Origin of the sequence: Kaistella sp., from assembly GCF_049588135.1 — a bacterium.
In the GTDB taxonomy this organism is placed as follows: domain Bacteria; phylum Bacteroidota; class Bacteroidia; order Flavobacteriales; family Weeksellaceae; genus Kaistella.
Window position 1 is genome coordinate 18,685 of the sequence record NZ_JBAVFG010000038.1, and the last position, 21,834, is coordinate 40,518.

Annotated in this window: 18 protein-coding genes; 11 read left to right on the forward strand and 7 right to left on the reverse strand. The window is 36.1% G+C overall.

Annotation, left to right across the window (positions count from 1 at the left end; translation table 11 throughout):
* Positions 1 to 17: 17 nt before the first annotated feature.
* From WBY99_RS02090 to radA, 3 genes are read right to left on the reverse strand one after another with little or no spacing between them, the layout of a single operon-like run.
* Positions 18 to 359, reverse strand: coding sequence for a type II toxin-antitoxin system PemK/MazF family toxin (locus tag WBY99_RS02090; protein WP_423974693.1), 342 nt, complete (start codon positions 357 to 359; stop codon positions 18 to 20).
* A complete protein-coding gene (locus WBY99_RS02095) occupies positions 343 to 579 on the reverse strand; it encodes a hypothetical protein (RefSeq protein WP_423974694.1) in 237 nt (78 codons plus the stop codon). The genes WBY99_RS02090 and WBY99_RS02095 overlap by 17 nt, the downstream gene beginning before the upstream one ends.
* Positions 580 to 632: 53 nt before the next feature.
* Entirely contained in the window at positions 633 to 1,979 is a 1,347-nt protein-coding gene (gene radA / locus WBY99_RS02100) for a DNA repair protein RadA (RefSeq protein ID WP_423974695.1), read from the reverse strand.
* A gap of 345 nt (positions 1,980 to 2,324) precedes the next feature.
* Here radA and WBY99_RS02105 point away from each other — a divergent pair, with 345 nt between their 5' ends.
* The gene (locus tag WBY99_RS02105) at positions 2,325 to 3,932 is read left to right on the forward strand and encodes a CTP synthase (RefSeq protein ID WP_423974696.1); all 1,608 of its coding nucleotides are present in this window, start codon (positions 2,325 to 2,327) and stop codon (positions 3,930 to 3,932) included.
* A gap of 166 nt (positions 3,933 to 4,098) precedes the next feature.
* Positions 4,099 to 5,913: a membrane protein insertase YidC gene (gene yidC / locus WBY99_RS02110; protein WP_423974697.1), complete on the forward strand. Its 1,815-nt coding sequence runs from the start codon at positions 4,099 to 4,101 to the stop codon at positions 5,911 to 5,913.
* Positions 5,914 to 5,989: 76 nt separating this feature from the next.
* Here the strand turns inward: yidC and WBY99_RS02115 are convergent, their stop codons facing one another.
* A complete protein-coding gene (locus tag WBY99_RS02115) occupies positions 5,990 to 6,574 on the reverse strand; it encodes a ribonuclease HII (protein ID WP_423974698.1) in 585 nt (194 codons plus the stop codon).
* Positions 6,575 to 7,116: 542 nt separating this feature from the next.
* On the opposite strand from WBY99_RS02115, the gene WBY99_RS02120 reads away from it, so the two are divergent.
* The 9 genes from WBY99_RS02120 to WBY99_RS02160 all read left to right on the forward strand — a co-directional run bounded on the left by WBY99_RS02120 (position 7,117) and on the right by WBY99_RS02160 (position 18,329).
* A complete protein-coding gene (locus WBY99_RS02120) occupies positions 7,117 to 10,152 on the forward strand; it encodes a SusC/RagA family TonB-linked outer membrane protein (RefSeq protein WP_423974699.1) in 3,036 nt (1,011 codons plus the stop codon).
* 10 nt (positions 10,153 to 10,162) lie between these two features.
* Positions 10,163 to 11,617, forward strand: coding sequence for a SusD/RagB family nutrient-binding outer membrane lipoprotein (locus WBY99_RS02125; RefSeq protein ID WP_423974700.1), 1,455 nt, complete (start codon positions 10,163 to 10,165; stop codon positions 11,615 to 11,617).
* Between the two features lie 80 nt (positions 11,618 to 11,697).
* On the forward strand, positions 11,698 to 13,476 hold the full coding sequence (gene argS / locus WBY99_RS02130; RefSeq protein ID WP_423974701.1) for an arginine--tRNA ligase: 1,779 nt from the start codon (positions 11,698 to 11,700) through the stop codon (positions 13,474 to 13,476).
* Positions 13,477 to 13,690: 214 nt separating this feature from the next.
* Positions 13,691 to 14,725, forward strand: coding sequence for an AMP-binding protein (locus tag WBY99_RS02135; RefSeq protein WP_423974702.1), 1,035 nt, complete (start codon positions 13,691 to 13,693; stop codon positions 14,723 to 14,725).
* A gap of 86 nt (positions 14,726 to 14,811) precedes the next feature.
* Positions 14,812 to 15,204 carry an alternative ribosome rescue aminoacyl-tRNA hydrolase ArfB gene (gene arfB / locus WBY99_RS02140; RefSeq protein ID WP_423974703.1) on the forward strand — a complete coding sequence of 131 codons (393 nt, stop codon included), beginning with the start codon at positions 14,812 to 14,814 and terminating at the stop codon, positions 15,202 to 15,204.
* Between the two features lie 20 nt (positions 15,205 to 15,224).
* Positions 15,225 to 15,872 (forward strand): outer membrane beta-barrel protein, encoded by a 648-nt coding sequence (locus WBY99_RS02145; RefSeq protein ID WP_423974704.1) that lies wholly within the window; start codon positions 15,225 to 15,227, stop codon positions 15,870 to 15,872.
* A 30-nt stretch (positions 15,873 to 15,902) separates the two neighbouring features.
* A complete protein-coding gene (locus WBY99_RS02150; protein ID WP_282904432.1) occupies positions 15,903 to 16,877 on the forward strand; it encodes a deoxyhypusine synthase family protein in 975 nt (324 codons plus the stop codon).
* Between the two features lie 237 nt (positions 16,878 to 17,114).
* Positions 17,115 to 17,420 carry an MGMT family protein gene (locus tag WBY99_RS02155; RefSeq protein ID WP_423974705.1) on the forward strand — a complete coding sequence of 102 codons (306 nt, stop codon included), beginning with the start codon at positions 17,115 to 17,117 and terminating at the stop codon, positions 17,418 to 17,420.
* Between the two features lie 114 nt (positions 17,421 to 17,534).
* Complete coding sequence (locus WBY99_RS02160) at positions 17,535 to 18,329, forward strand: alpha/beta hydrolase (RefSeq protein WP_423974706.1); 795 nt, start codon at positions 17,535 to 17,537, stop codon at positions 18,327 to 18,329.
* A gap of 109 nt (positions 18,330 to 18,438) precedes the next feature.
* Here WBY99_RS02160 and htpG read toward each other — a convergent pair whose 3' ends face one another.
* The 3 genes from htpG to recA all read right to left on the reverse strand — a co-directional run bounded on the left by htpG (position 18,439) and on the right by recA (position 21,766).
* The gene (htpG, locus tag WBY99_RS02165; RefSeq protein ID WP_423974707.1) at positions 18,439 to 20,334 is read right to left on the reverse strand and encodes a molecular chaperone HtpG; all 1,896 of its coding nucleotides are present in this window, start codon (positions 20,332 to 20,334) and stop codon (positions 18,439 to 18,441) included.
* 17 nt (positions 20,335 to 20,351) lie between these two features.
* Positions 20,352 to 20,546: a hypothetical protein gene (locus WBY99_RS02170; RefSeq protein WP_423974708.1), complete on the reverse strand. Its 195-nt coding sequence runs from the start codon at positions 20,544 to 20,546 to the stop codon at positions 20,352 to 20,354.
* Positions 20,547 to 20,758: 212 nt separating this feature from the next.
* Complete coding sequence (gene recA / locus WBY99_RS02175; RefSeq protein WP_423974709.1) at positions 20,759 to 21,766, reverse strand: recombinase RecA; 1,008 nt, start codon at positions 21,764 to 21,766, stop codon at positions 20,759 to 20,761.
* Positions 21,767 to 21,834 lie beyond the last annotated feature (68 nt).

Here is a 21,834-nt window from a genome sequence, read left to right on the forward strand (position 1 = left end):
AATTCAAAAAAATTAGATTATTCTATATCCAAAACTGCTTTTAAATACAGAACTACTTGTTTTTGCTTTGTGGGTGGGATTTTTCCGATTTTTTTAATAAAACGGGAATTATCAATCGTACGAATTTGGTCAACCATGATGTCGCAATCTTCAAAAACACCACCGCTTCCTTTTTCTAAAAAAACCCGTATAAAAGGAGCGTTTCTTACCTTAGTGGTAATCGGGCAAATAATGGTAGAAGTATGTTCTTCTTCATTCAAAAGATTTGTTTGCACAATTAATACAGGACGTGTTTTCCCCGTTTCAGAGCCAATTTTCGGATTCAAATCTGCAAGCCAAATTTCAAATTGATAAATCATTTTCTAATGCTTCAAATTCTTTTAAAACCTCTAAATTATCTTCGCGAACGAGCAACGAACTTCGCCGCAATTCTTCCCGCAGCATTTCACGTTTTTGCGATTTATTATAAAAATCTAATGCTTCGTTAATGTAACGGTTTCTTGCTTTTTTCTTTGCCTTAATGATATTTTCCGTGTCTTGAAAAATCGCATCATCTATTTTTAATGAGATTGTTTTCATATTCAAAAAGTATATACTGCAAAGATATACAATATTACACTTAAAATATAATTCTAAAATAATGCGTCATGAAAATCCTCAATTTTGCTCACCTCAACAATATTAATTCCGTGTTTTTTCTTCGGGATTTTATTCAAATTCGAAACAAAAATCTTTTCGTAACCCAATTTTTCTGCTTCAGAAATTCTTTGCTCAATCTGCGGAACCGGACGAATTTCGCCACTCAAACCAATTTCGCCCGCAAAACAAAAATGTTCAGAAATCGCAATATCATCATTTGAGGACAAAATGGAAGCCACAACCGCCAAATCCAAAGCAGGATCGTCGGTTTTTATTCCGCCAGTAATATTCAGAAAAACATCTTTTGAACCGAGTTGAAAACCTGCTCTTTTTTCTAAAACCGCCAAAAGCATATTCAATCTTTTCGAGTCGAAACCGGTGCAACTTCTTTGCGGCGTTCCGTAAACCGCAGAACTTACCAAAGCCTGAATTTCAATCAACATCGGGCGGTTTCCTTCTAAAGTTACCGCGACAGAATTCCCAGAAAGTTCTTCGAATTTTTTCGTAATTAATATTTCCGATGGGTTTTTTATTTCTTTCAAACCTTGCGAAACCATTTCGTAAATCCCGATTTCTGCGGTGGAACCAAAACGGTTTTTACTTGCTCGTAATAATCTGAACAAATGATTTCGGTCACCATCGAAATTCAAAACCACATCTACCATGTGTTCCAAAACCTTTGGACCAGCGATTTGTCCGTCTTTGGTGATATGTCCAACTAAAAAAGTCGGTGTATTGGTTTCTTTTGAAAATTTAATGATTTCGTTCGAGCATTCCCGAATTTGCGAAACCGTTCCGGGCGCACTTTCAATGAGCTGACTTTGAAGTGTTTGAATTGAATCGATAATCATGAAATCGGGTTTCAATTTTTTCGCTTCGTGCAGAATTTTTTCTACCGAAGTTTCCGTAAAAAGAAAACATTTCGGGTTTTGAAGTTCTGTTAATCGATCGGCACGCATTTTTATTTGCGACGCACTTTCTTCGCCCGAAACGTACAGAATGGTTTTCTTCATTTTCAGTGCTAATTGAAGCAACAATGTCGATTTCCCAATTCCCGGTTCGCCACCAATTAAAGTGACAGATCCTAAAACAATTCCGCCGCCCAGAACGCGATTCAGTTCTTCGGAAGGGGTTGCAATTCGAGGTTCTTCGAAGGTTTCAACTTCAATAATATTAATGATATGTTGCTTGGATTTGTCGGTATAACTTTTCGCAGGAGATTTTTCTACAATTTCTTCCACCAAAGTATTCCATTCGCCACAATTTTTGCATTGTCCGAGCCACTGCGGATATTGCGATCCGCAGTTCTGACAGAAATATGCCGTTTTCACTTTTGCCATGTTGCGAATTTCTGAATTTTTTTTTGATAATTGGTTATTTCGAGAAGTGCTGATTTTTTTTAGGAGCAAGAAGGTTTTCGTTTCTCAGAAAATCAGTCGCGCTGTCCGTTCTATCTTTTTCTTTTTCTGAGAAAAAAGAAAAAGGATGCCACTTCCATCACGGCTAAAAGGTTAGGAAGTTTGTTTTTCGAAGGTGAAAAAGTTGCAGCGCAACCAAATATTGGTAGAAATAAAACCAATAATTTAAATAAGCCATAGAATGGCAACCTATTGGTTTAAAATATTTTCTAAACCTTTATTTGCCCCGTCTTGCAAAATCCATTAACTTTGCACAAACCTAATCTAATGAGTAAAAAGAACACGAAATACATCTTCGTAACCGGCGGTGTAACTTCCTCTTTAGGCAAAGGAATTGTCTCGGCTTCCCTTGGCTTACTGCTAAAATCGAGAGGATTCAATGTCACCATCCAAAAACTTGACCCTTATATTAATATCGACCCGGGAACACTAAATCCTTATGAACACGGCGAATGCTATGTGACTGAAGATGGTGCAGAAACCGATTTGGATCTTGGGCATTACGAAAGATTCCTGAATTCTAATACCTCTCAAAACAACAATGTAACGACTGGTAAAATTTACCAAACCGTTATCGAAAAAGAAAGAAAAGGCGATTTCTTAGGAAAAACCGTGCAGGTCATTCCACACATCACGAATGAAATTAAGCGCCGGATCAAAATTCTTGCGAAACAAAATTACGATATCATCATCACCGAAATTGGTGGAACAGTCGGTGATATAGAATCTCTTCCTTATATAGAAAGTGTACGTCAATTGAAATGGGAATTGGGCGAACATAATTCGATGGTCATTCACTTGACTTTGCTTCCTTATCTGGCTTCGAGTGGTGAATTAAAAACCAAACCTTCGCAACATTCTGTTCGGCAGTTAATGGAATCTGGGATTCAAGCTGATGTTTTGGTTTGTAGAACAGAACATCATATTCCGAAAGAACAACGGATGAAACTGGCTCAGTTTTGCAACGTTGCTTTAGAAAATGTGATCGAATGTAAAGATTTGGAAACGATTTATGAAGTTCCATTGTATTTACAGAAACAGGATTTTGATGATGTTGTGTTAAAAGAACTGAATTTAAAATCCGACAAACAAGCTGATTTAAAAGACTGGAAAACCTTCCTTAAAAAATACAAAAACCCGAAGAAAAAAGTAGAAATCGCTTTGGTCGGCAAATATGTTTCATTGCAGGATTCTTATAAATCTATTGCCGAAGCATTTATTCATGCTGGTGCCGATTTAGAAACTGAGGTGAAAGTAAGATGGGTTTACAGTGGTGATATCGACAATGGAAATGTTGCAGAAACATTTGCCGGAATCGACGGAATGCTGATTGCTCCTGGATTTGGAGACCGCGGAATTGAAGGGAAAATCGCTGCTGCAAAATATGCCAGAGAAAATAATATTCCACTTTTAGGAATTTGTTTGGGAATGCAAATTATGACGATTGAATTTGCCAGAAACATTCTTGGTTACAAAAAAGCCAACTCAATGGAATTCGACACATCAACTCCTGAACCTGTAATTTCTTTAATGGAAGATCAGAAAAATGTGGTTGAAAAAGGCGGAACCATGCGATTAGGCGCCTGGAAATGCACTTTGAAAACTGGCTCAAAATTAAATGAGATTTACGGCACGAAAAACATTTCGGAAAGACACCGTCACCGTTATGAATTCAATTCAGAATACAGAGATGAATTTGAGAAAAACGGTTTGATTCCGACCGGTTTCAATCCTGAAACTGATTTGGTAGAAACGTTGGAATTGAAAAATCATCCTTTCTATATCGGAGTACAATATCATCCGGAGTACAAAAGTACGGTTGCTTCACCACATCCTTTATTTAAGGCTTTGATCAAAGCTTCAACTAAAAAGTAAAAAGAAGGAGATAAAAGACAAAATGTTTTTTATCTCTTTTGTTTTTAAATCACCTGCCTAAAAATTCTTCATTGCCAAAAATTTCAGTATTTTTGTCACCCAAAATTAAAAGGTAAAAAATTAGAGAATTACAAACCTTCGAATTTTAAATTTCAAATAAATTAAAATGCAGCAAAATAACGGTTTAGATAAAAATCAGTTGATCATTTTCGCACTATTTTCGATGATTATTATAGGCGCAATGTTTTATTTCCAAAATAAACAGGCTACCGAACAACAATTAAAAGAGTCGCAAAATAAAACGCAGGTCACCCAACCGGTGGTAAACAATGCGGCTAAACCAGCAATCGCAACCAACCTAAACGACAGTATAAAAGCAACGTCGATTCAGCAAGTAGAATTAAAGAACAAGGAACTGACTTTAGAAATCTCAACTTTGGGTGGTCAACTTTCTACAGTAGAGCTTAACCAGTTTAAAGCTTACGATACGAAAACTGATACTAACGATCGAAAACTTTTACTTTTTGATAAAAACAACTCATCTTACGGTTTTCAGTTTAAAGATAAATCTGGAAAAACCTTCAACACTAAAGATTTAGTTTTTGCACCGATTCAAAACGGAAATTCGGTAACGATGCAGGCTAATGTAAACGGTGCTGTTATTCAGTTTATTTATACTTTGCTAGATAAATACACGGTTGATTTCAATGTAAAAACACAAGGTTTATCACAATTGGTTTCTGATTCTAAGGCAGAATTCGTTTGGGATCTAAGTGCAAGACAAATGGAAAAAGGCCGTTCGCAAGAACAAACTCATACTGAATTCAATTACACTTTTAATGATTATAAAAGTTTTGATTACGACGGAAGAACCACAATGGAAGAACCAAAAGAAACATTGAATTGGTTAGCTATTAAACAACAGTTTTTCTCGATGGTAATTGAACCACAACATGGTTTCAAAAATTCTCACGGTTCACAAGATACCATTAATGAAGGCGAATTTATTAAAAAATTCAATTTCAATGGTCAGGTTGATTTGGCAGCGGGTGAATTGAATCAGGATTTCAAATGGTATTTCATGCCTTTGGATTTGCCATTATTAAAATCTTACAACAAAAACTTCGATGAATTACTTCCTTTAGGCTGGTCATTCATTGGAACACTGAACAGATGGTTCTTTATCCCAATGTATAATTTAATCTCCAGTTGGGGACTTGCAGCAGGATGGGTGATTTTCTTAATGACGATTATCGTGAAAATTATTTTGTCACCGGTAATGTTCAAGCAACATAAACTGAGTGCGATGATGAAAGTGATTCGTCCGGAAATTGATGCAGTAAACGAAAAATACAAAGGTGCGGACGCCATGAAAAAACAGCAGGAAACAATGGCTGTTTATAAAAAAGCAGGTGTGAATCAAATGGCAGGCTGTCTGCCGGGATTAATTCAGGTTCCTATTTTCTATGCTTTATTCCGCTTCTTCCCGAATATGATCGATCTGCGGGGAAAAAGTTTTTGGTTTGCTAAAGATTTAACGGCTTACGATGACGTTATTAAATTACCATTTAGTGTTCCATTATTAGGAGACCACTTAAGTATTTTCGCCTTAGCGTGTACGGTGGTGATTTTAATCTACACCATCATGACGGCAGGGAATATTCAGCAACCAACTCAGGAAGGAATGCCGAATATGAAAGTGATTATGTATATCTTCCCGATCACCTTTTTATTCTTCTTAAATACTTCTGCATCAGGTTTATCTTGGTATTATTTTGTGTCGAATGCGATTAATATTTTAATTATTTTGGTGATTAAATATTGGATTTTAGATGAAAAAAAGATTCATGCTCAGATTCAGATGAACAAACAGAAAGACCCTAAAAAAGAAGGGAAGTTCCAGAAAAGAATGCGTGAAATGATGGAGAAAGCTCAAGAGCAACAAAAAGCACAACAGCAGCAAGGAGGAAAGAAAAAATAAAACCTCTTTTACAAATACTAAAAAACTGGAAGAAAATTTTCTTCCGGTTTTTTTATTGATTATTATCAATTATTTATCAGTCATATTTTAATCTAAAAGATTGTCGATGATGAATGGTTGGACCGAATTTAATTAAAGCTTCACGGTGTTGTTTTGTCGCATAACCCATATTCTTATTCCAACCGTATTGGGGGAACTCTTCATGCAAATTAATCATCAGCTGATCCCGATAATTTTTGGCCAAAATAGAAGCACAGGCAATCGAAAGAATCTTTGAATCACCTTTAATAATGCATTCATGTAGAATAGATTGGTACGGATGAAATTTATTTCCATCAATTAAAAGCAGTTCAGGTCGAATTTTCAGTTGATCTAAAGCCAAATGCATTGCATGAATACTCGCATTTAGGATATTATGCTCATCAATAAAGGAAGGAGAAAGCTCTGCGATGGCAAAATCTTTCACATTATCTTTGATATAGTCATCCAGATATAAGCGTGTTTTAAATGTTAATTTTTTAGAATCATTAACCAAATTTTGGTTAAAGTTTTCATCGAGTATAACCGCTGCCGCAACGACTGGTCCACACAAGCAACCACGACCGACTTCATCGCAACCTGCTTCAACGCTATTATCTGACCATTTTTTTAATAGTTCCATAAAAAGACACAATATAATATAATGCTACAAAATATTTAAGACGTAAAAATACAAACTTTCAAAAACAAAAACTTGATTAAATTTAAGCTTTATGACCCAACTTATTTTAATTCAACAAAAAAAGCTACAGCAACAAAAGAAGATCAGAAAGGGTCATAACCGTTGTGCAATGCTATGGTGTCTGGTTAAACTCCTCTCCTTGAAAAGAACGTTTACAAAACATTTATTTAACAGTGTTGGTTTTTATTGTAGAAAGAGTATTTCATCAAAAGCGCATTTAACTTAATTTAACTTAATTTTTTTTACATAATTACCACAAAACACTCTTTAAAAAAGCTTATAATTTGGTTTTATCATAATTATTAAAATAAATTTATCAAAAAAAAGCTTCAAATTTTGATAAATTAATACAATTCAAGTATCTCTTGATTATAACCCACTTAATAATTATTTTTATTAAATATTTAAGAATTAATTAACAAATTATTTGGCTATATAACAAAAAGTTTGCACATTTGCTATAATGAAAAATTTAATTTGATATGAAGAAACTAACAACAAGCGTTTTAGCTGTAGTTTTGACTGCGTCATTTGCTTTGGTAAATGCACAGAAAAAAGACTCTGTTAAAACGCAAGATATCGAAGGAGTGGTTGTAACTGCTCTTGGTATCAAGAGAGAGAAAAAATCTTTGGGCTATGCAACTCAAGAAGTAAAGGGAGAGGATGTCAATAAAAATCCAACTACTAATTTCCTGAATAACCTTTCGGGCGAAGTATCCGGATTAGATATTAGACAAGGAACTAACTTCGGTGGATCTATTAATGTCACATCCAGAGGATTCAAATCTCTTACAGGCAGTAACCAAATGTTATTTGTAGTAGATGGCGTTCCAATCCTTAATACAAATGTGAACGGCTCGAATCAAGTAAGCGGTGGTTATGGATATGATTACGGAAATGCTGCTTCAGACATTAACCCTAATGATATTGAATCACTAAACGTACTAAAAGGTGCGGCCGCAGCAGCACTTTATGGATCGCGAGCGCAAAATGGTGCAATCATTATAACAACGAAAAAAGGGAAAAAGAACACTAAAGGAATTGGGATTGAATACTCAACTTCTGTTACTGTAGGTACAATTGATAAATCCACCTTTGCAAAATACCAAACTGAATATGGAGAAGGATATGTTGGAGAAGACAGCTTTAATGGAAATGGAAAAATCAATGGAGGTTTAACCGCTCCATTTGGTGATGACGCATCTTATGGACCTAGATATAATCCGAACTTGCTAGTTTATCAATATGATGCAGCGTTACCGACTTCACCGAACTACAATAAAATGACTCCGTGGGTAATGGCTAAAAATGGCCCAATTACATTTTTTGAAACGCCGATTAGCTATACCAACAGCGTAGCTTTGAGTGGCGCTAACGACATATCATCATTTAGGTTAAGTTACACTAACAATGATGCAACTGATATTATGCCGAATAGTTCTTTAATCAAGAACAACTTAGGTGGTAATGCCACTTATAAATTAGATGAAAAATTCACTGCGAGTTTCTACGCTAATTATACCACGCAAAAAACGGTAGGAAGAAGTCAAACAGGATACAATCAAAATATGATTGCAGGCTTTAGACAATGGTGGCCAACCAACGTTGACGTCCAGGATTTGAAAAATTTATTTGATGCATCGCAATCGAACTTAACTTGGAACCTAAAGAGCGCAACCAACTTGGCACCAGCATTTTGGAACAACCCATATTTTGAGAGATACAAGAATTATGAAAATGACTCGAGAGACCGTTTCAACGGAAATGCTAGCTTAAGTTTCGATGCAACAAAGGATTTAAACTTTCTTGCAAGAATGGGAGTTGACAACTACTCTTTAACAACTGAGGAGCGTGTTACTGCTGGATCTTATCCTACAAGAATTGGTTTGAGTACCACTGCAACACAACCATCTGGCTACGCGGTCAACAAGTTTAATGTTAATGAAAAGAACTTTGATTTTATTGGAACATTTAAGAAAAACATCACTGATGATTTCAATGTTACTGCTTTATTAGGAACAAACCTAAATTATCAAACCGTTTCTTCAACTTATCTATCAACTTCAGGAGGTTTAAAGATTCCAAATCTATTTACCATTTCTAACTCAGTTTCGGCACCTCCAAATCCAGTTCTTGTAGATACTTCAAAACAAGTACTTGGAATATTTGGACAAGCATCTTTTGGTTACAAAGAAACATTTTTCTTGGACGGAACGCTTAGAAGAGATCAATCAACTGCGCTTCCATCAGACAACAATTCGTATTGGTATCCATCTGTTGCAACAAGCATTGTGTTTTCCAATTTAATTAAGCAAGATTGGTTAACATTTGGTAAAATACGCGCAGCATATGCTAGAGTAGGTTCTGATACTGGGCCAAATAGCTTATATGATACTTTTACTCCAGGAACTGCATTTGGAACGAATTCAACTTATTCATTTAATACTACGGCAAAAAACAACAATATTGCTCCACAGTTTTTGAAAAGCACTGAGTTCGGTTTAGAAATGCAATTTTTGAAAAACAGAATTGGATTTGATGCTTCTTGGTTTAGGAATGATGCATATAATCAAATTATTGCATTACCAGTTTCTACGACTTCAGGCTCAGCTGCTCAAATACAAAATGCAGGTAATATGAGAACAGAAGGATTTGAAATTACCGCAAATATTGTTCCTATTAGAACAGATAATTTTAGATGGACAATGACTGCAAACTGGTCAAATCCAATTTCTAGAATTACAGAATTAGCACCAGGAACGGATAATATTTTATTAGCGTCCTCACAAGGAAATGTTAGTATTAATGCGCCATTAGGAGAAAAATACGGTACTATTTGGGGCTCGGATTACGTTTACACAGCCGATGGTCAAAAAATAATAGATTCAGAAACGGGAGCATATGCAGTAACTACAGACTTTAACCACAATTTGGGAAGTTACCAAGCAGAATGGTTTGGTGGTCTTAAAAACACTTTTACCTATAAGAATATCTCATTAAGTTTTTTAATAGATGTTAAAAAAGGAGGAAATGTATTCTCACTTGATCAATTTTATGGTTATGGAACAGGTTTATATCCTGACTCAGTTGGCATAAATGATTTAGGTAACCCAGTGAGAAACACAATCGCAAATGGTGGAGGTGTGATTTTGGACGGGGTAATAGAAGACCCTAACAATCCAGGAAGATATATTACAAACAATGTTAGATTAGATAAATCGCAATCAAGTCAGGTTTTAGGGACAGATCCTCCAACTGCAGCTTTCGTTTATGACGCTAGTTATGTAAAACTTAGAGAAGCATCAATTACTTATAATTTACCTAAAGATTTGTTTGGTGTTAAATTTATTCAAGGAATGTCTGTTGGTTTAATTGGAACTAATTTATGGATTATTCATAAAAACTTACCTTACGCCGATCCAGAAGCAGGAATTTCTTCCGGTAATGTCCAAGGTTATCAATCTGGTCCAATGCCAACTACAAGAAACATTTCCTTTAATTTAAAAGTTAATTTCTAAAATGAAAAAAATGAAAAAAATAATATTACCCCTACTCGCAACAGGATTTCTGTTTGTAGGTTGCACAAGAGATGAGATAAATACTGATCCAAATTCAGCTTACACGACTATACCTACAACGTTAATAACATACACGCAAAAAGCACTTAGTGATCATGTAACGACGCCAAATGTAAATACCAATAATTTCAGGCTCACAATGCAGTATTGGAATGAAACACTTTACATGCAAGAAAGCCAGTATGACTTTGCGTCGAGAAGTGTCTCAAATCAGATTTATTCTGATAACTATGTATTGGTTCTTAATAACCTGACTAAAGCAAAAGGTCTAATTAATGATTACGCACCTACTGCAACTGAGGCTGTAACATGGCCAAAAGTTAAAGCAAATCAATTAGCGATAATTGATATCATGATGGTTTATACTTTCCAAAACCTCGTAGACATTTTTGGAAACATTCCTTACTCGGAAGCAAATATGTTAGCAACGATAACAACTCCTAAATATGATGATGCTGCTACGATTTATTCTAATTTAATCTCTAGACTAGATGCTGACATCAATTCACTTGATGTAAACACAACTTCAAACTTGGGTACGGCAGATATTTATTATGGAGGTAATGTTTCGAAGTGGAAAAAGTTCGGTAGTTCTGTTCTGTTAAAATTAGGTGTTACATTAGCTGATGTAAATCCTACCTTAGCGCAGTCTACAGCATCTAAAGCAATTTCTTATGGCTTAATAACTGATAACGCAGACAATTGCTTATTCCAATATTTAGCGGCATCTCCAAACTATAGCCCAATTTACGCCAATGTAATTGCAAGTGGACGAGAAGATTACGTAGCAGGAAAAACTATCATAGACTTTATGCAGGCATCTGGGGACACCAGAATTGGCAAGTATTTTCAGAAATCTACAGATGGAGGAATTTATAAGGGAGCAATTATCGGAGTTCCTGCATCATTACAAGGTGGAGTAAGTAATCTTTCTTTACCAGGTACTTTTGCCTCAACAACAACCACTCCTGGGATCCTTATGAATGCCACAGAGGTTAATTTCTATCTAGCTGAGGCTGCTAAAAGATGGGCATTAGGAAGTCCCGCTACTTATTATAATGCAGCTATTAACGCTTCATTTAGCCAGTGGGGTATCCCTGCAGATGCAGATGCATATCTTACCGCACACCCTTATGACGACACCAACTGGAAAAAATCAATTGGCGAGCAAGCATGGGTTGCGCTTTACAACCAACCTTACACGGCATGGAATACTTGGAGAAGGTTAGATTTCCCAATTTTGACTGCAGCTACTAATGCAGCTCCAGCTTCTGAAGGAAAAGTTCCAGTAAGAATGGTTTATGCACCAAGAGAAGCATCAACTAATGGTGCAAATGTTGCTTCAGCAGCAACAGCTATCGGTGGTGACAAATTGACGACTAAACTATTCTGGGACAAAAACTAATTTTTATCCGGAAAAATTATAAGAACCACTCCTCGGAGTGGTTTTTTTATTTCCGTATATTTGTACCTCAAAATAATACCATGAATATTAAAGAGATCATCCAAAATAAAGTTGCTGAAATCATCGAAACCATTTTTCAGATCGATGATGTGAATCAAAGAAATAATATCACTTTAGATGTTCAGCAAAATAAATCTGAATTCGAGGGAGACTTTACCATTGTTACTTTTCCACTTGTGAAGATTTTAAAGAAAAGTCCAGATACCATCGCTATGGAATTAGGTGATGCTTTTATGACCCAATCTGATTTTGTTGAAAGTTATAATGTGGTTAAAGGATTTCTTAATTTAAAAATTAAAAACAATTTCTTCCTGAATAATTTCCATTCAGTTGAACAGAATTTTGACAAGAAAGAAACTAAAAACCAAACGGTAATGGTGGAATATTCTTCACCAAACACCAATAAACCGTTACATCTTGGTCACATCAGAAATAACCTTCTGGGATATTCTGTGGCGCAGATTTTAAAAGAAGATGGTTATAATGTTATTAAAACCCAGATTATCAACGACCGCGGAATTCATATCTGTAAATCGATGCTTGCCTGGCAGAAGTCCGGAACCAACGAAACACCGGAATCTACAAACCTTAAAGGCGATAAACTCGTCGGCAACTATTATGTTGCTTTTGACAAAGAGTACAAAAAAGAAATTGCAGAATTAGTCGAAAAAGGATACGAAGAAGAAGTAGCAAAAAAACAGGCACCGATCATTTTAGAAGCTCAAAAAATGCTTCTCGATTGGGAGAAAGGTGACGAAACGGTCAAAAAGCTTTGGTCAGAAATGAATTCCTGGGTGTATGACGGTTTTGCACAAACCTATAAACGACTGGGCGTTGATTTCGATCAGGTTCAGTATGAAAGCAACACTTATCTTTTAGGAAAAGACTTAATTCAGGAAGGATTAAATAAAGGCGTTTTATACAAAAAAGAAGACGGCTCGGTTTGGTGTGATCTTTCTGAGGAAGGTTTAGATCATAAATTATTGCTGCGTGGCGACGGGACTTCGGTTTACATGACGCAGGATTTGGGAACAGCTGTTCAGCGTTTCAAAGAAAACTCAATCCAGAAATTAATTTATACCGTCGGAAACGAACAGGATTACCACTTCGATGTATTGTTCAAAATTCTCAAAAAACTAGGCTACGATTGGGCAGAAAATCTTTTCCATCTTTCCTATGGAATGGTTGAACTTCCCGCAGGCAAAATGAAATCCCGAGAAGGAACCGTGGTCGATGCTGATGATTTGATGCAGGAAATGTATGATACCGCAAAAGAAAAAGCACAGGAACTGGGAAAACTGGAAACACTTTCCGATGAAGACAAAGAAAAATCCTACGAAACAGTTGGCTTAGGTGCATTGAAATATTTCATGCTCAAAGTGGATCCCAAGAAAAAAATGTTATTTAATCCCGCTGAAAGTATTGACTTCGCTGGGAATACAGGACCATTTATTCAGTATACTTATGCAAGAATCCAGTCTTTACTGGCTAAAGCGGACTATAAAAAAACAACCGTTTCCGATTACGAACTCAATGCTTCAGAAAAAGAATTGGTGATGAACCTTTCCAATTTCAAAGAAGTGGTTTCCAGAGCTGCGGAAACGTTGTCTCCGGCCCTCGTCGCGAACTATGTATATGACGTGGTAAAATCGTATAACTCCTTCTATCAGAACAATCCGATTCTCAATCAAGAAGACGAGAACGCGAAAAACTTCCGTTTGGAATTGTCAGAACTTACTGGGAAAACAATCAAAAAAGGATTAGGATTATTAGGAATTGGAACGGTGAATAGAATGTAATATTTGGGTATGCTCCTTCGATGCCAACGCTTTCCCACTCCAACTTCGGGTCGGTCTTCGGCTCCCAAAATGAGGAACGAGTTTCGATGATTCAAATAAAAATAAATAAAATATTGAATCAATCACTTTTTTCTGCTCGTACCTCACAGCTAAAAAAGGATTTCCACCTACACCATCAAGCAAGGAATCGTTATTTAAAAAATTATAGTTTAAAATGAAGATCGATTTTTCCAACCAAAATTTACCAATTCCAAATACAGAATTTGAAAAACAGGTCTGTTCTTTTATCAAAGATTGGTTCGATGAATCTGCGACCGTAAAAGTTCAGACTTCGGGCTCCACAGGAACGCCGAAAATTTTTGAAATTGAAAAAGAAAAGATGCGGCATTCGGCAAAAATGACCTGCGATATTTTAGGTTTAAAAACCGGCGATTCTGCCCTACTCTGTCTTCCCGTAGAATATATTTCCGGAAAAATGATGGTCGTTAGAGCCATCGAACGGAAGATGAGTTTGGTTGTAAAAACACCATCCATAAATCCACTAAAAGATTTAAACGAAACAATTGATTTCTGCGCTATGTCGCCGCTTCAGGTTGAAAACTCACTAGAAAAACTCCATTTTATAAAAAACTTAATTATTGGTGGAGCTGCAGTTTCCGAAACTTTGAAGGATAAAATTCGCCAAAGTCTCAAATCTCAAATCTCAAAATCTCAAATCTATGAAACCTACGGAATGTCGGAAACGCTTTCCCACATTGCTTTAAAAGAAATCTATCCCAACACTGAAGAGTATTTCAAAACTTTAAATGATATTGAAATTTCTTTAGATCGAAGAGGATGCTTACAGATTTCCGCTCCACAACTTAACCCGGAAATTCTTATCACGAACGACTTAGTTGATATAAAAAACGGCAAAGAATTTAAATTTTTAGGGAGAATTGACAATGTAATTAATTCCGCCGGTTTAAAAATCTATCCCGAACAATTAGAAAATTTGGTCAAAAAAGAAATCTCAAATGAAGTTCTTTACATGGGAATTGCAGATGAATTACTCGGTCAAAAATCAGTTCTGATTATTGAAGGCCAAAAGAATCCGGAGGTTATTCAGCGATTAAAAAAAATTGAATTTCCATCAAAAAATCACAATCCAAAAGAACTTATTTTTATCGAAACATTTCCAAGAATTCCAAATGGAAAAATAGATCGTCGAGAATTGACAGAAATGATTTTTAATAGGATCAAGAAATAAATTAAAGTCAAATTCGGGATGCTCATTCCTTTGGCTATTGACTGCATTATCTTTATTCTTTTATCTTTGTTCTTTCCTCTTGTATCATGAAAGACTTCACCAAAGAACTCACTTACAAAACTTCCCGCAGCAGCGGTGCAGGCGGACAAAACGTGAACAAAGTAGAAACTGCGGTGACGGTGATGTGGAACGTTTGGGAAAGTGACTCTTTTTCTATCGAAGGAAAAGAGATGATATTCGACAAACTCAAAAACCGTATCAATAGTGAAGGAATTCTCCAATTGACGGTTTCAGAAAGCCGTACCCAACTTCAAAACAAAAAAATTGCGACTGACAAGATTTTAGAAATTGTCGAAAAATCTTTGTTTATTCCCAAATCCCGAAAAGCAACCAAACCTTCGAAATCTAAAATAGAAAAACGGATTAAGACTAAAAAACAACTCTCTGAGAAAAAAGAGAATAGAAGATTAAAATTCTAATATATTTGCAAAAAAATTATATGAAGAATAAATTTCTACTCCTTGCTCTGGCAGCTTTGCCCTTAAGTGTTTTCTCCCAAAAAAAAATCTCTATTATCCCAAGCATTGGATATGGTTTTAGAACTGCAAGTTTGCCTTCAAACCTCAGCGGGCAGGAAGAATCTTATCTTAAAGGTTTGAAATCAGGCATTAATTTCGACATTGGTGCCTACTATCAACTCAACAATGTGATTGGTTTAGGATTAAAATACAACATCTACTCCGCATCTTCATCTGGTAATTTTATTGGCTATACCCCTGATGGCAATCCTGTCCCCATTTCTCTTTCTACAGATGATACCATTACTTTTGTAGGACCTGCTTTTCTTTACTCTAATTTTGATGAGAGTACAAAACACAAATTATATTATGACATGGCAATTGGAGTCATCAGTTATAAATCCAAGACTGGAAACATTTTGTTTTCGGGTTCCAATCTAGGCTTAGCTGCAAACATTGGATATATGTACGAAATTACTCCCCGAATTTTCATTGGACCACAGGTGGGTTACACCGGCGGAACTTTGGTAAAAGCAAAAATAAACGGTCAGCAGTTTAATTTACCTGATGATCAGAAAGAAGCGCTTCACAGACTGACTGTTAGTGCAGGTGTCACAATTCGTCTATAAATTTATTACCTTTGCTAAAATCAAAAAATTATGAGTAAACCGATTACGGAATTTATCGAAAAATATTACCTGCATTTTAATTCTGCAGCTTTGGTAGATGCTTCGAAAGGATATGTTGCCCATTTGAAAGATGGCGGAAAAATGATGATTACCCTGGCTGGAGCAATGTCCACGGCAGAAATTGGAAAAATTTTAGCAGAAATGATCCGTCAGGATAAAGTACATATTATTTCATGTACCGGTGCAAATTTAGAGGAAGATTTAATGAATCTGGTAGCACATTCTCATTACAAGCGCGTACCGAATTACCGTGATTTAACACCGCAGGAAGAATGGGATTTGATGGAAAAAGGCTTGAATCGTGTTACGGACACCTGTATTCCTGAGGAAGAAGCTTTCCGAAGATTGCAGCAACATATTGTAGAAATTTGGAAAGATGCTGAAGCGAAAGGGGAGCGGTTTTTTCCGCATGAATATATGTACAAAATGATTCTGTCAGGCGTTTTGGAGCAATATTACGAAATCCCAAGAGAGAACTCCTGGATGATTGCTGCGGCTGAGAAAAACTTGCCAATTGTAGTTCCGGGTTGGGAAGATTCTACCATGGGAAATATCTTCTCAAGCTACTGCATTAAAGGAGAATTAAAACCTTCTACCGTAAAATCAGGAATTGAATATATGATGTATTTGGCAGATTGGTATCCGAAAAACTCAGGAGGAAAAGGCGTTGGTTTCTTCCAGGTTGGTGGCGGAATCGCCGGTGATTTCCCAATTTGTGTGGTTCCAATGTTATATCAGGATATGGAAATGACGGATACGCCGTTCTGGTCGTATTTCTGTCAGATTTCTGATTCAACTACTTCTTACGGTTCGTATTCGGGAGCGGTTCCGAACGAGAAAATCACTTGGGGAAAACTCGACATTACTACACCGAAATTTATCGTTGAAAGTGATGCAACCATTTGTGCACCGTTGATGTTCTCTTATATCTTGGAGAATTCTTAGAACACCCACAACATTTCATAACATAAAATCGTCTCAAAATTTTGGGGCGATTTCTCTTTGCGGTCTGCTGATTTTTAGGAGCAACACGATGGGATTTTCTTTCAAGTTTCGGTCCCGCTTTCCGCTATATCTTTTGCTGCACTTCGTTTCGCAAAAGGATGCCGCTGCAATCGGGGCTAAAATAAAACCCAGAAATATCTTCCAAAATTCTATTTCAGAAATCATTATCTTTAATCGATGAACGACTTATTCAACAAACAGGTTTTTGAAATTATCAAACTGATTCCCAAAGGAAGAGTGACAAGTTATGGTGCGATTGCGAAAGCGGTCGGTTATCCGAATCACGCAAGACATGTCGGAAATGCCTTGCGGAATTATGATGAAGATTTCCCTGCTCATCGGGTTTGTAATGCCTCGGGAAGAATTACGGCAAGTTGTATTCGGGACTTTGTAGGGAAATTAAAAACCGAAGGCGTCGAAGTGAAAGACGGGAAGATTCAGAATTTTAAAACTATTTTTTGGAATCCTTTGGAGGAGATTTAACGGTTTAGAAACTGATTTTTTCGGTTCAGGCTTCTTTTATTACGATTTGGTAATCGTTTTTTTTATTTTATGGCGACGGATAATATCTTTGACCCATCATTAAAACAAACTATTATGAAACTTACAAAATTTTTATCCCTTCTTTCTATTTTTATTTTAAGTTTTGCTTCTGCGCAAATGGACGATAGATTTTATCAACCAAGCAAAGAAATGAAACCCTTTGAATTCACAACCTTAGAAAACATTGTATTTCCTGTTGAAAACGATACCATTACGGCTTATTTCGCCAAGCCCAAAACCGGAAATAGCAAAAAAACAGTTTTGTTTTTTCATGGAGCTGCCGGAAATGTAACGACTTATCAATACATTACAAAACCATTAGTAGAAAGTGGATTTCAAGTGGTAATGGTCGATCTTAGAGGTTACGGGAAATCTACGGGAAAACCCACTCACACTAATGTTGCGGAAGATGGGCAAAAATTATTTGATTTCTTAGCAAACAAACCCGAAATTAAAAACACTAAAATATATATTTACGGTGCTTCTCTCGGTTCGCAAATTGCGACTCATCTTGCAAGAGCAAATAAAGAAAAGATCTCAGGATTAATTATTGATGGCGGAATGTCTTCTTTTGCTGATATTGCCGCAGTATTTGCTCCTCAGTACAAAGATGTAATTGCGCAAATGTTACAAAATGTTTACTCCGCAAAAGAAGACATCAAATTCACCGAGGGACTTCCTAAGCTTTTTATTTATAGCAAAAACGATAAAACCGTTCCATATTCACAAGGAGAAGAAATTTTTAAAAATGCTTCGGAACCCAAACAATTCCTTGAAAATAATGCCGATCACCTTCAGGGTTTGAAAGATGAACCGCTAGAGATTTTGAAGGCAATCCATAATTTGTAATTCATTTTAATTAAGATTTTCAATAATAAAAACCTTGTCAAGATCAACTCTCAACAAGGTTTTATTATATCTAGCAAAGAATACAACTTTGAAGTCTTTTCTCTTTGTCCTATTTACTCAACTGTTGATAACTTCTCTGAATAAAATCTGTCAAATCTTTACCTTTCAATAAATTCTGAGAAAGTTTTGCTAAATCCAAAGCGTATTTAATTTTAGCATTTTTAGCATCGACATCTTCATTCTTTAGAATTTCGGAAGCCAGTTCGCTGTTCGAATTTACCACCAAATTATACATTTCCGGGAAACCGCTCATTCCGAACATTCCGCCACCGCCGCCGGTTGCCTGCATGTCTTTCATTCTTCGCATAAATTCTGGTTGCGTAATCATGAACGGAGCTTCAGAGCTTTCTAAATCTTCAACCTGAACAGAGAATTTCTTATCGTTTACGGCTTCTTCGATATTTTTCTTTAAAGATTCTTTTTCAGTTTCATTCAATTTTGAAATTGCAGTATCTTCTTTTTTAATTAAATTATTGATGTGATCCGCATCAACTCTTGCAAATGAAATTTTGTCTTTAGAAGTTTCTAATTTCTGAATCAAATGGGGAACAATCGGTGAATCTAACAACAAAACTTCATACCCTTTATCTTTCGCAGACTGAATGTAACTGTGCTGTTCATCCGAATTGGTAGCGTAAAGAATAACGAAGTTTCCGTCTTTATCCGTTTGCATTGGTTTTACTTTCTCTTCCAATTCGGACCATAAATAATATTTTCCGTCGGTTGTTAGATATAATGCAAACTTATCTGATTTATCGAAGAATTTATCCTCAGAAATCATTCCGTATTCGATAACGATTTTAATATCGTTCCATTTTTTCTCGTAGTCTTCACGGTTTTCATTAAACAAAGAAACCATTTTATCAGCTACTTTTTTAGTGATGTAAGTTGAGATTTTCTTCACAGCACCATCCGCTTGCAAATAAGATCTAGAAACATTCAACGGAATATCCGGAGAATCGATCACCCCACGCAATAACATTAAGAAATCAGGCACAATTCCTTTCACCTCATCGGTTACATAAACCTGATTTTGATACAATTGAATTTTATCTTTTTCGATATTTAAACCGTTAGTCAATTTCGGGAAATAAAGAATTCCTGTTAAATTAAACGGATAGTCAACATTCAAATGAATATTAAATAAAGGCTCCTCAAATTGCATTGGATACAATTCATGGTAGAATTCTTTGTAATCTGCATCAGAAAGTTCACTCGGAGCTTTTGTCCAGGCTGGTGTTGGATTATTGATGATATTATCAACTTCTACCGTTTCCGCTTTTGCATCTTCTGCTGCATCTTCTGCCAATGGCAAAGTTTCAGTTTTCGTTCCAAATTTAATCGGAACAGGCATGAATTTATTATATTTCAAAAGCAATTCGCGAATTCTGGATTCTTCTAAAAACTCCGTTGAATCTTCTGCAATATGTAAAATAATTTCTGTTCCTCGATCAGTTTTGTCAGTCGTTTCTTCCAAAGTATATTCTGGACTTCCGTCACAAATCCAACGAACTGCTGGCTCATCTTTATAAGATTTAGTAACGATTTCCACTTTTTCTGCCACCATAAATGCCGAGTAGAATCCAAGACCAAAATGACCAATAATCCCAGAATCTTTAGCAGAATCTTTATATTTTTCTAAAAATTCTTCCGCTCCGGAAAAAGCAACTTGATTGATATATTTTTCAATTTCTTCTGCGGTCATCCCAATTCCCTGGTCGATGATTCGAAGCGTTTTTGTTTCCTTATCAATTTTAACTTCAATTTTCGGATTTCCGTAATCGATTTTAGCTTCACCGATACTCGTCAAATGCTTTAATTTCAGCGTTGCATCCGTCGCATTAGAAATCAGTTCACGCAAAAATATTTCGTGATCGCTGTATAAAAACTTTTTAATTAAGGGAAAAATATTTTCCACCGATACATTAATATTTCCTTTTGTCATTTTAATTGATTTTTAAATTATGCAGTTGAGTTCTCAAATAAAACACCAATCTCATCAAAGTGACACATTGTCAATTTTTTGGGCAATCCCCTCGCCAAAGCTTTTCCCAACGCTCGGGTCGGGCTATCCACTGCAATTCCTCGAGCAACTGCAATGGCCAACGCTTTCTGTGGGATTTTCGTTTCTATCCCTATTGCAGCGCCGGATTTCATTAACAAGAAAGGATTTAAAAAATTACCGAAAATTAAAAAAAAAACGGTGAAATAAGTTTTAGCTAACGCCCGCCTCTATTGAATAGCATAATTTTCCCACAAAGAAAAAAGACAGCAAAAATGCTGTCTCTAATAATCGAAAGTTCGGGAATCAAAATTTAAATTAAAAGCTGATGGTCTATCATCTCTTAGTCAATTATCTTCAAGTCTAACTACCCTTTCTTATTTTTAATCTCTTCTCTGATTTTAGCTTCCAGTTCGTCAGCAAGTTCAGGATTGTCTTTTAGCATATCTCTTACGGCATCACGACCTTGACCCAATTTGGTATCTCCGTAACTGAACCAAGAACCGCTTTTCTTCACGATTCCCATATCAACCGATGCGTCTAAAATCTCACCGGTTTTAGAAACTCCTTCACCATACATGATATCAAATTCAGCAATTTTAAATGGAGGCGCAACTTTATTTTTTACAATCTTCACTTTCACACGGCTTCCTACCGCTTCGTCACCTGTTTTAATCGGCGCACTTGCTTTTCTGATATCGATTCTTACCGAAGCGTAAAACTTCAAAGCATTTCCACCTGTGGTCGTTTCCGGGTTTCCGAACATCACTCCAATTTTCTCTCTCAATTGGTTAATGAAAATTACGGTACATTTTGTTTTAGAAATCGTTCCTGTTAATTTTCTCAACGCTTGCGACATCAATCTTGCATGAAGACCCATTTTGGAATCTCCCATTTCACCTTCGATCTCCGCTTTTGGAGTCAAAGCTGCTACAGAATCAATCACTACGATATCCACTGCGCCGGAACGGATTAAATTATCTGCGATTTCTAATGCCTGTTCCCCGTTATCTGGCTGAGAAATGATTAGATCCTCTAAATTAATTCCCAATTTTTTAGCGTAACCTCTATCAAATGCATGTTCAGCGTCGATAAAAGCTGCAATTCCGCCCGCTTTTTGCGCCTCTGCAATAGCGTGTAAAGTTAAGGTAGTTTTACCAGAAGATTCTGGACCATAAATTTCAATGACTCTTCCTCTTGGGTAACCGCCCACTCCTAAAGCTAAATCCAATCCTAATGATCCAGACGGAATCACTTCAATAGAAGTATCCGCAGAAGCGTCTCCTAAAGTCATTACGGTTCCTTTTCCGTAGGTTTTATCTAGTTTCTCAAGCACCAAAGCCAGTGCTTTTTTCTTATCTTCGATACTACTCATTTGTAAAATAATTTTTTCAAAAATACGAATTTAAAATTTGAAAAAAATGCCTAAAAAAAAATAAACTT

Coding starts and splice junctions, on each gene's coding strand:
- WBY99_RS02135 (WP_423974702.1), top strand. CDS start 13,691: ATGAAGATCGATTTTTCCAACCAAAATTTACCAATTCCAAATACAGAA.
- argS (WP_423974701.1), top strand. CDS start 11,698: ATGAATATTAAAGAGATCATCCAAAATAAAGTTGCTGAAATCATCGAA.
- radA (WP_423974695.1), bottom strand. CDS start 1,979: ATGGCAAAAGTGAAAACGGCATATTTCTGTCAGAACTGCGGATCGCAA.
- WBY99_RS02125 (WP_423974700.1), top strand. CDS start 10,163: ATGAAAAAAATAATATTACCCCTACTCGCAACAGGATTTCTGTTTGTA.
- WBY99_RS02155 (WP_423974705.1), top strand. CDS start 17,115: ATGAACGACTTATTCAACAAACAGGTTTTTGAAATTATCAAACTGATT.
- WBY99_RS02095 (WP_423974694.1), bottom strand. CDS start 579: ATGAAAACAATCTCATTAAAAATAGATGATGCGATTTTTCAAGACACG.
- WBY99_RS02120 (WP_423974699.1), top strand. CDS start 7,117: ATGAAGAAACTAACAACAAGCGTTTTAGCTGTAGTTTTGACTGCGTCA.
- recA (WP_423974709.1), bottom strand. CDS start 21,766: ATGAGTAGTATCGAAGATAAGAAAAAAGCACTGGCTTTGGTGCTTGAG.
- WBY99_RS02150 (WP_282904432.1), top strand. CDS start 15,903: ATGAGTAAACCGATTACGGAATTTATCGAAAAATATTACCTGCATTTT.
- WBY99_RS02090 (WP_423974693.1), bottom strand. CDS start 359: ATGATTTATCAATTTGAAATTTGGCTTGCAGATTTGAATCCGAAAATT.
- arfB (WP_423974703.1), top strand. CDS start 14,812: ATGAAAGACTTCACCAAAGAACTCACTTACAAAACTTCCCGCAGCAGC.
- WBY99_RS02170 (WP_423974708.1), bottom strand. CDS start 20,546: ATGAAATCCGGCGCTGCAATAGGGATAGAAACGAAAATCCCACAGAAA.
- yidC (WP_423974697.1), top strand. CDS start 4,099: ATGCAGCAAAATAACGGTTTAGATAAAAATCAGTTGATCATTTTCGCA.
- WBY99_RS02145 (WP_423974704.1), top strand. CDS start 15,225: ATGAAGAATAAATTTCTACTCCTTGCTCTGGCAGCTTTGCCCTTAAGT.
- WBY99_RS02105 (WP_423974696.1), top strand. CDS start 2,325: ATGAGTAAAAAGAACACGAAATACATCTTCGTAACCGGCGGTGTAACT.
- WBY99_RS02115 (WP_423974698.1), bottom strand. CDS start 6,574: ATGGAACTATTAAAAAAATGGTCAGATAATAGCGTTGAAGCAGGTTGC.
- htpG (WP_423974707.1), bottom strand. CDS start 20,334: ATGACAAAAGGAAATATTAATGTATCGGTGGAAAATATTTTTCCCTTA.
- WBY99_RS02160 (WP_423974706.1), top strand. CDS start 17,535: ATGAAACTTACAAAATTTTTATCCCTTCTTTCTATTTTTATTTTAAGT.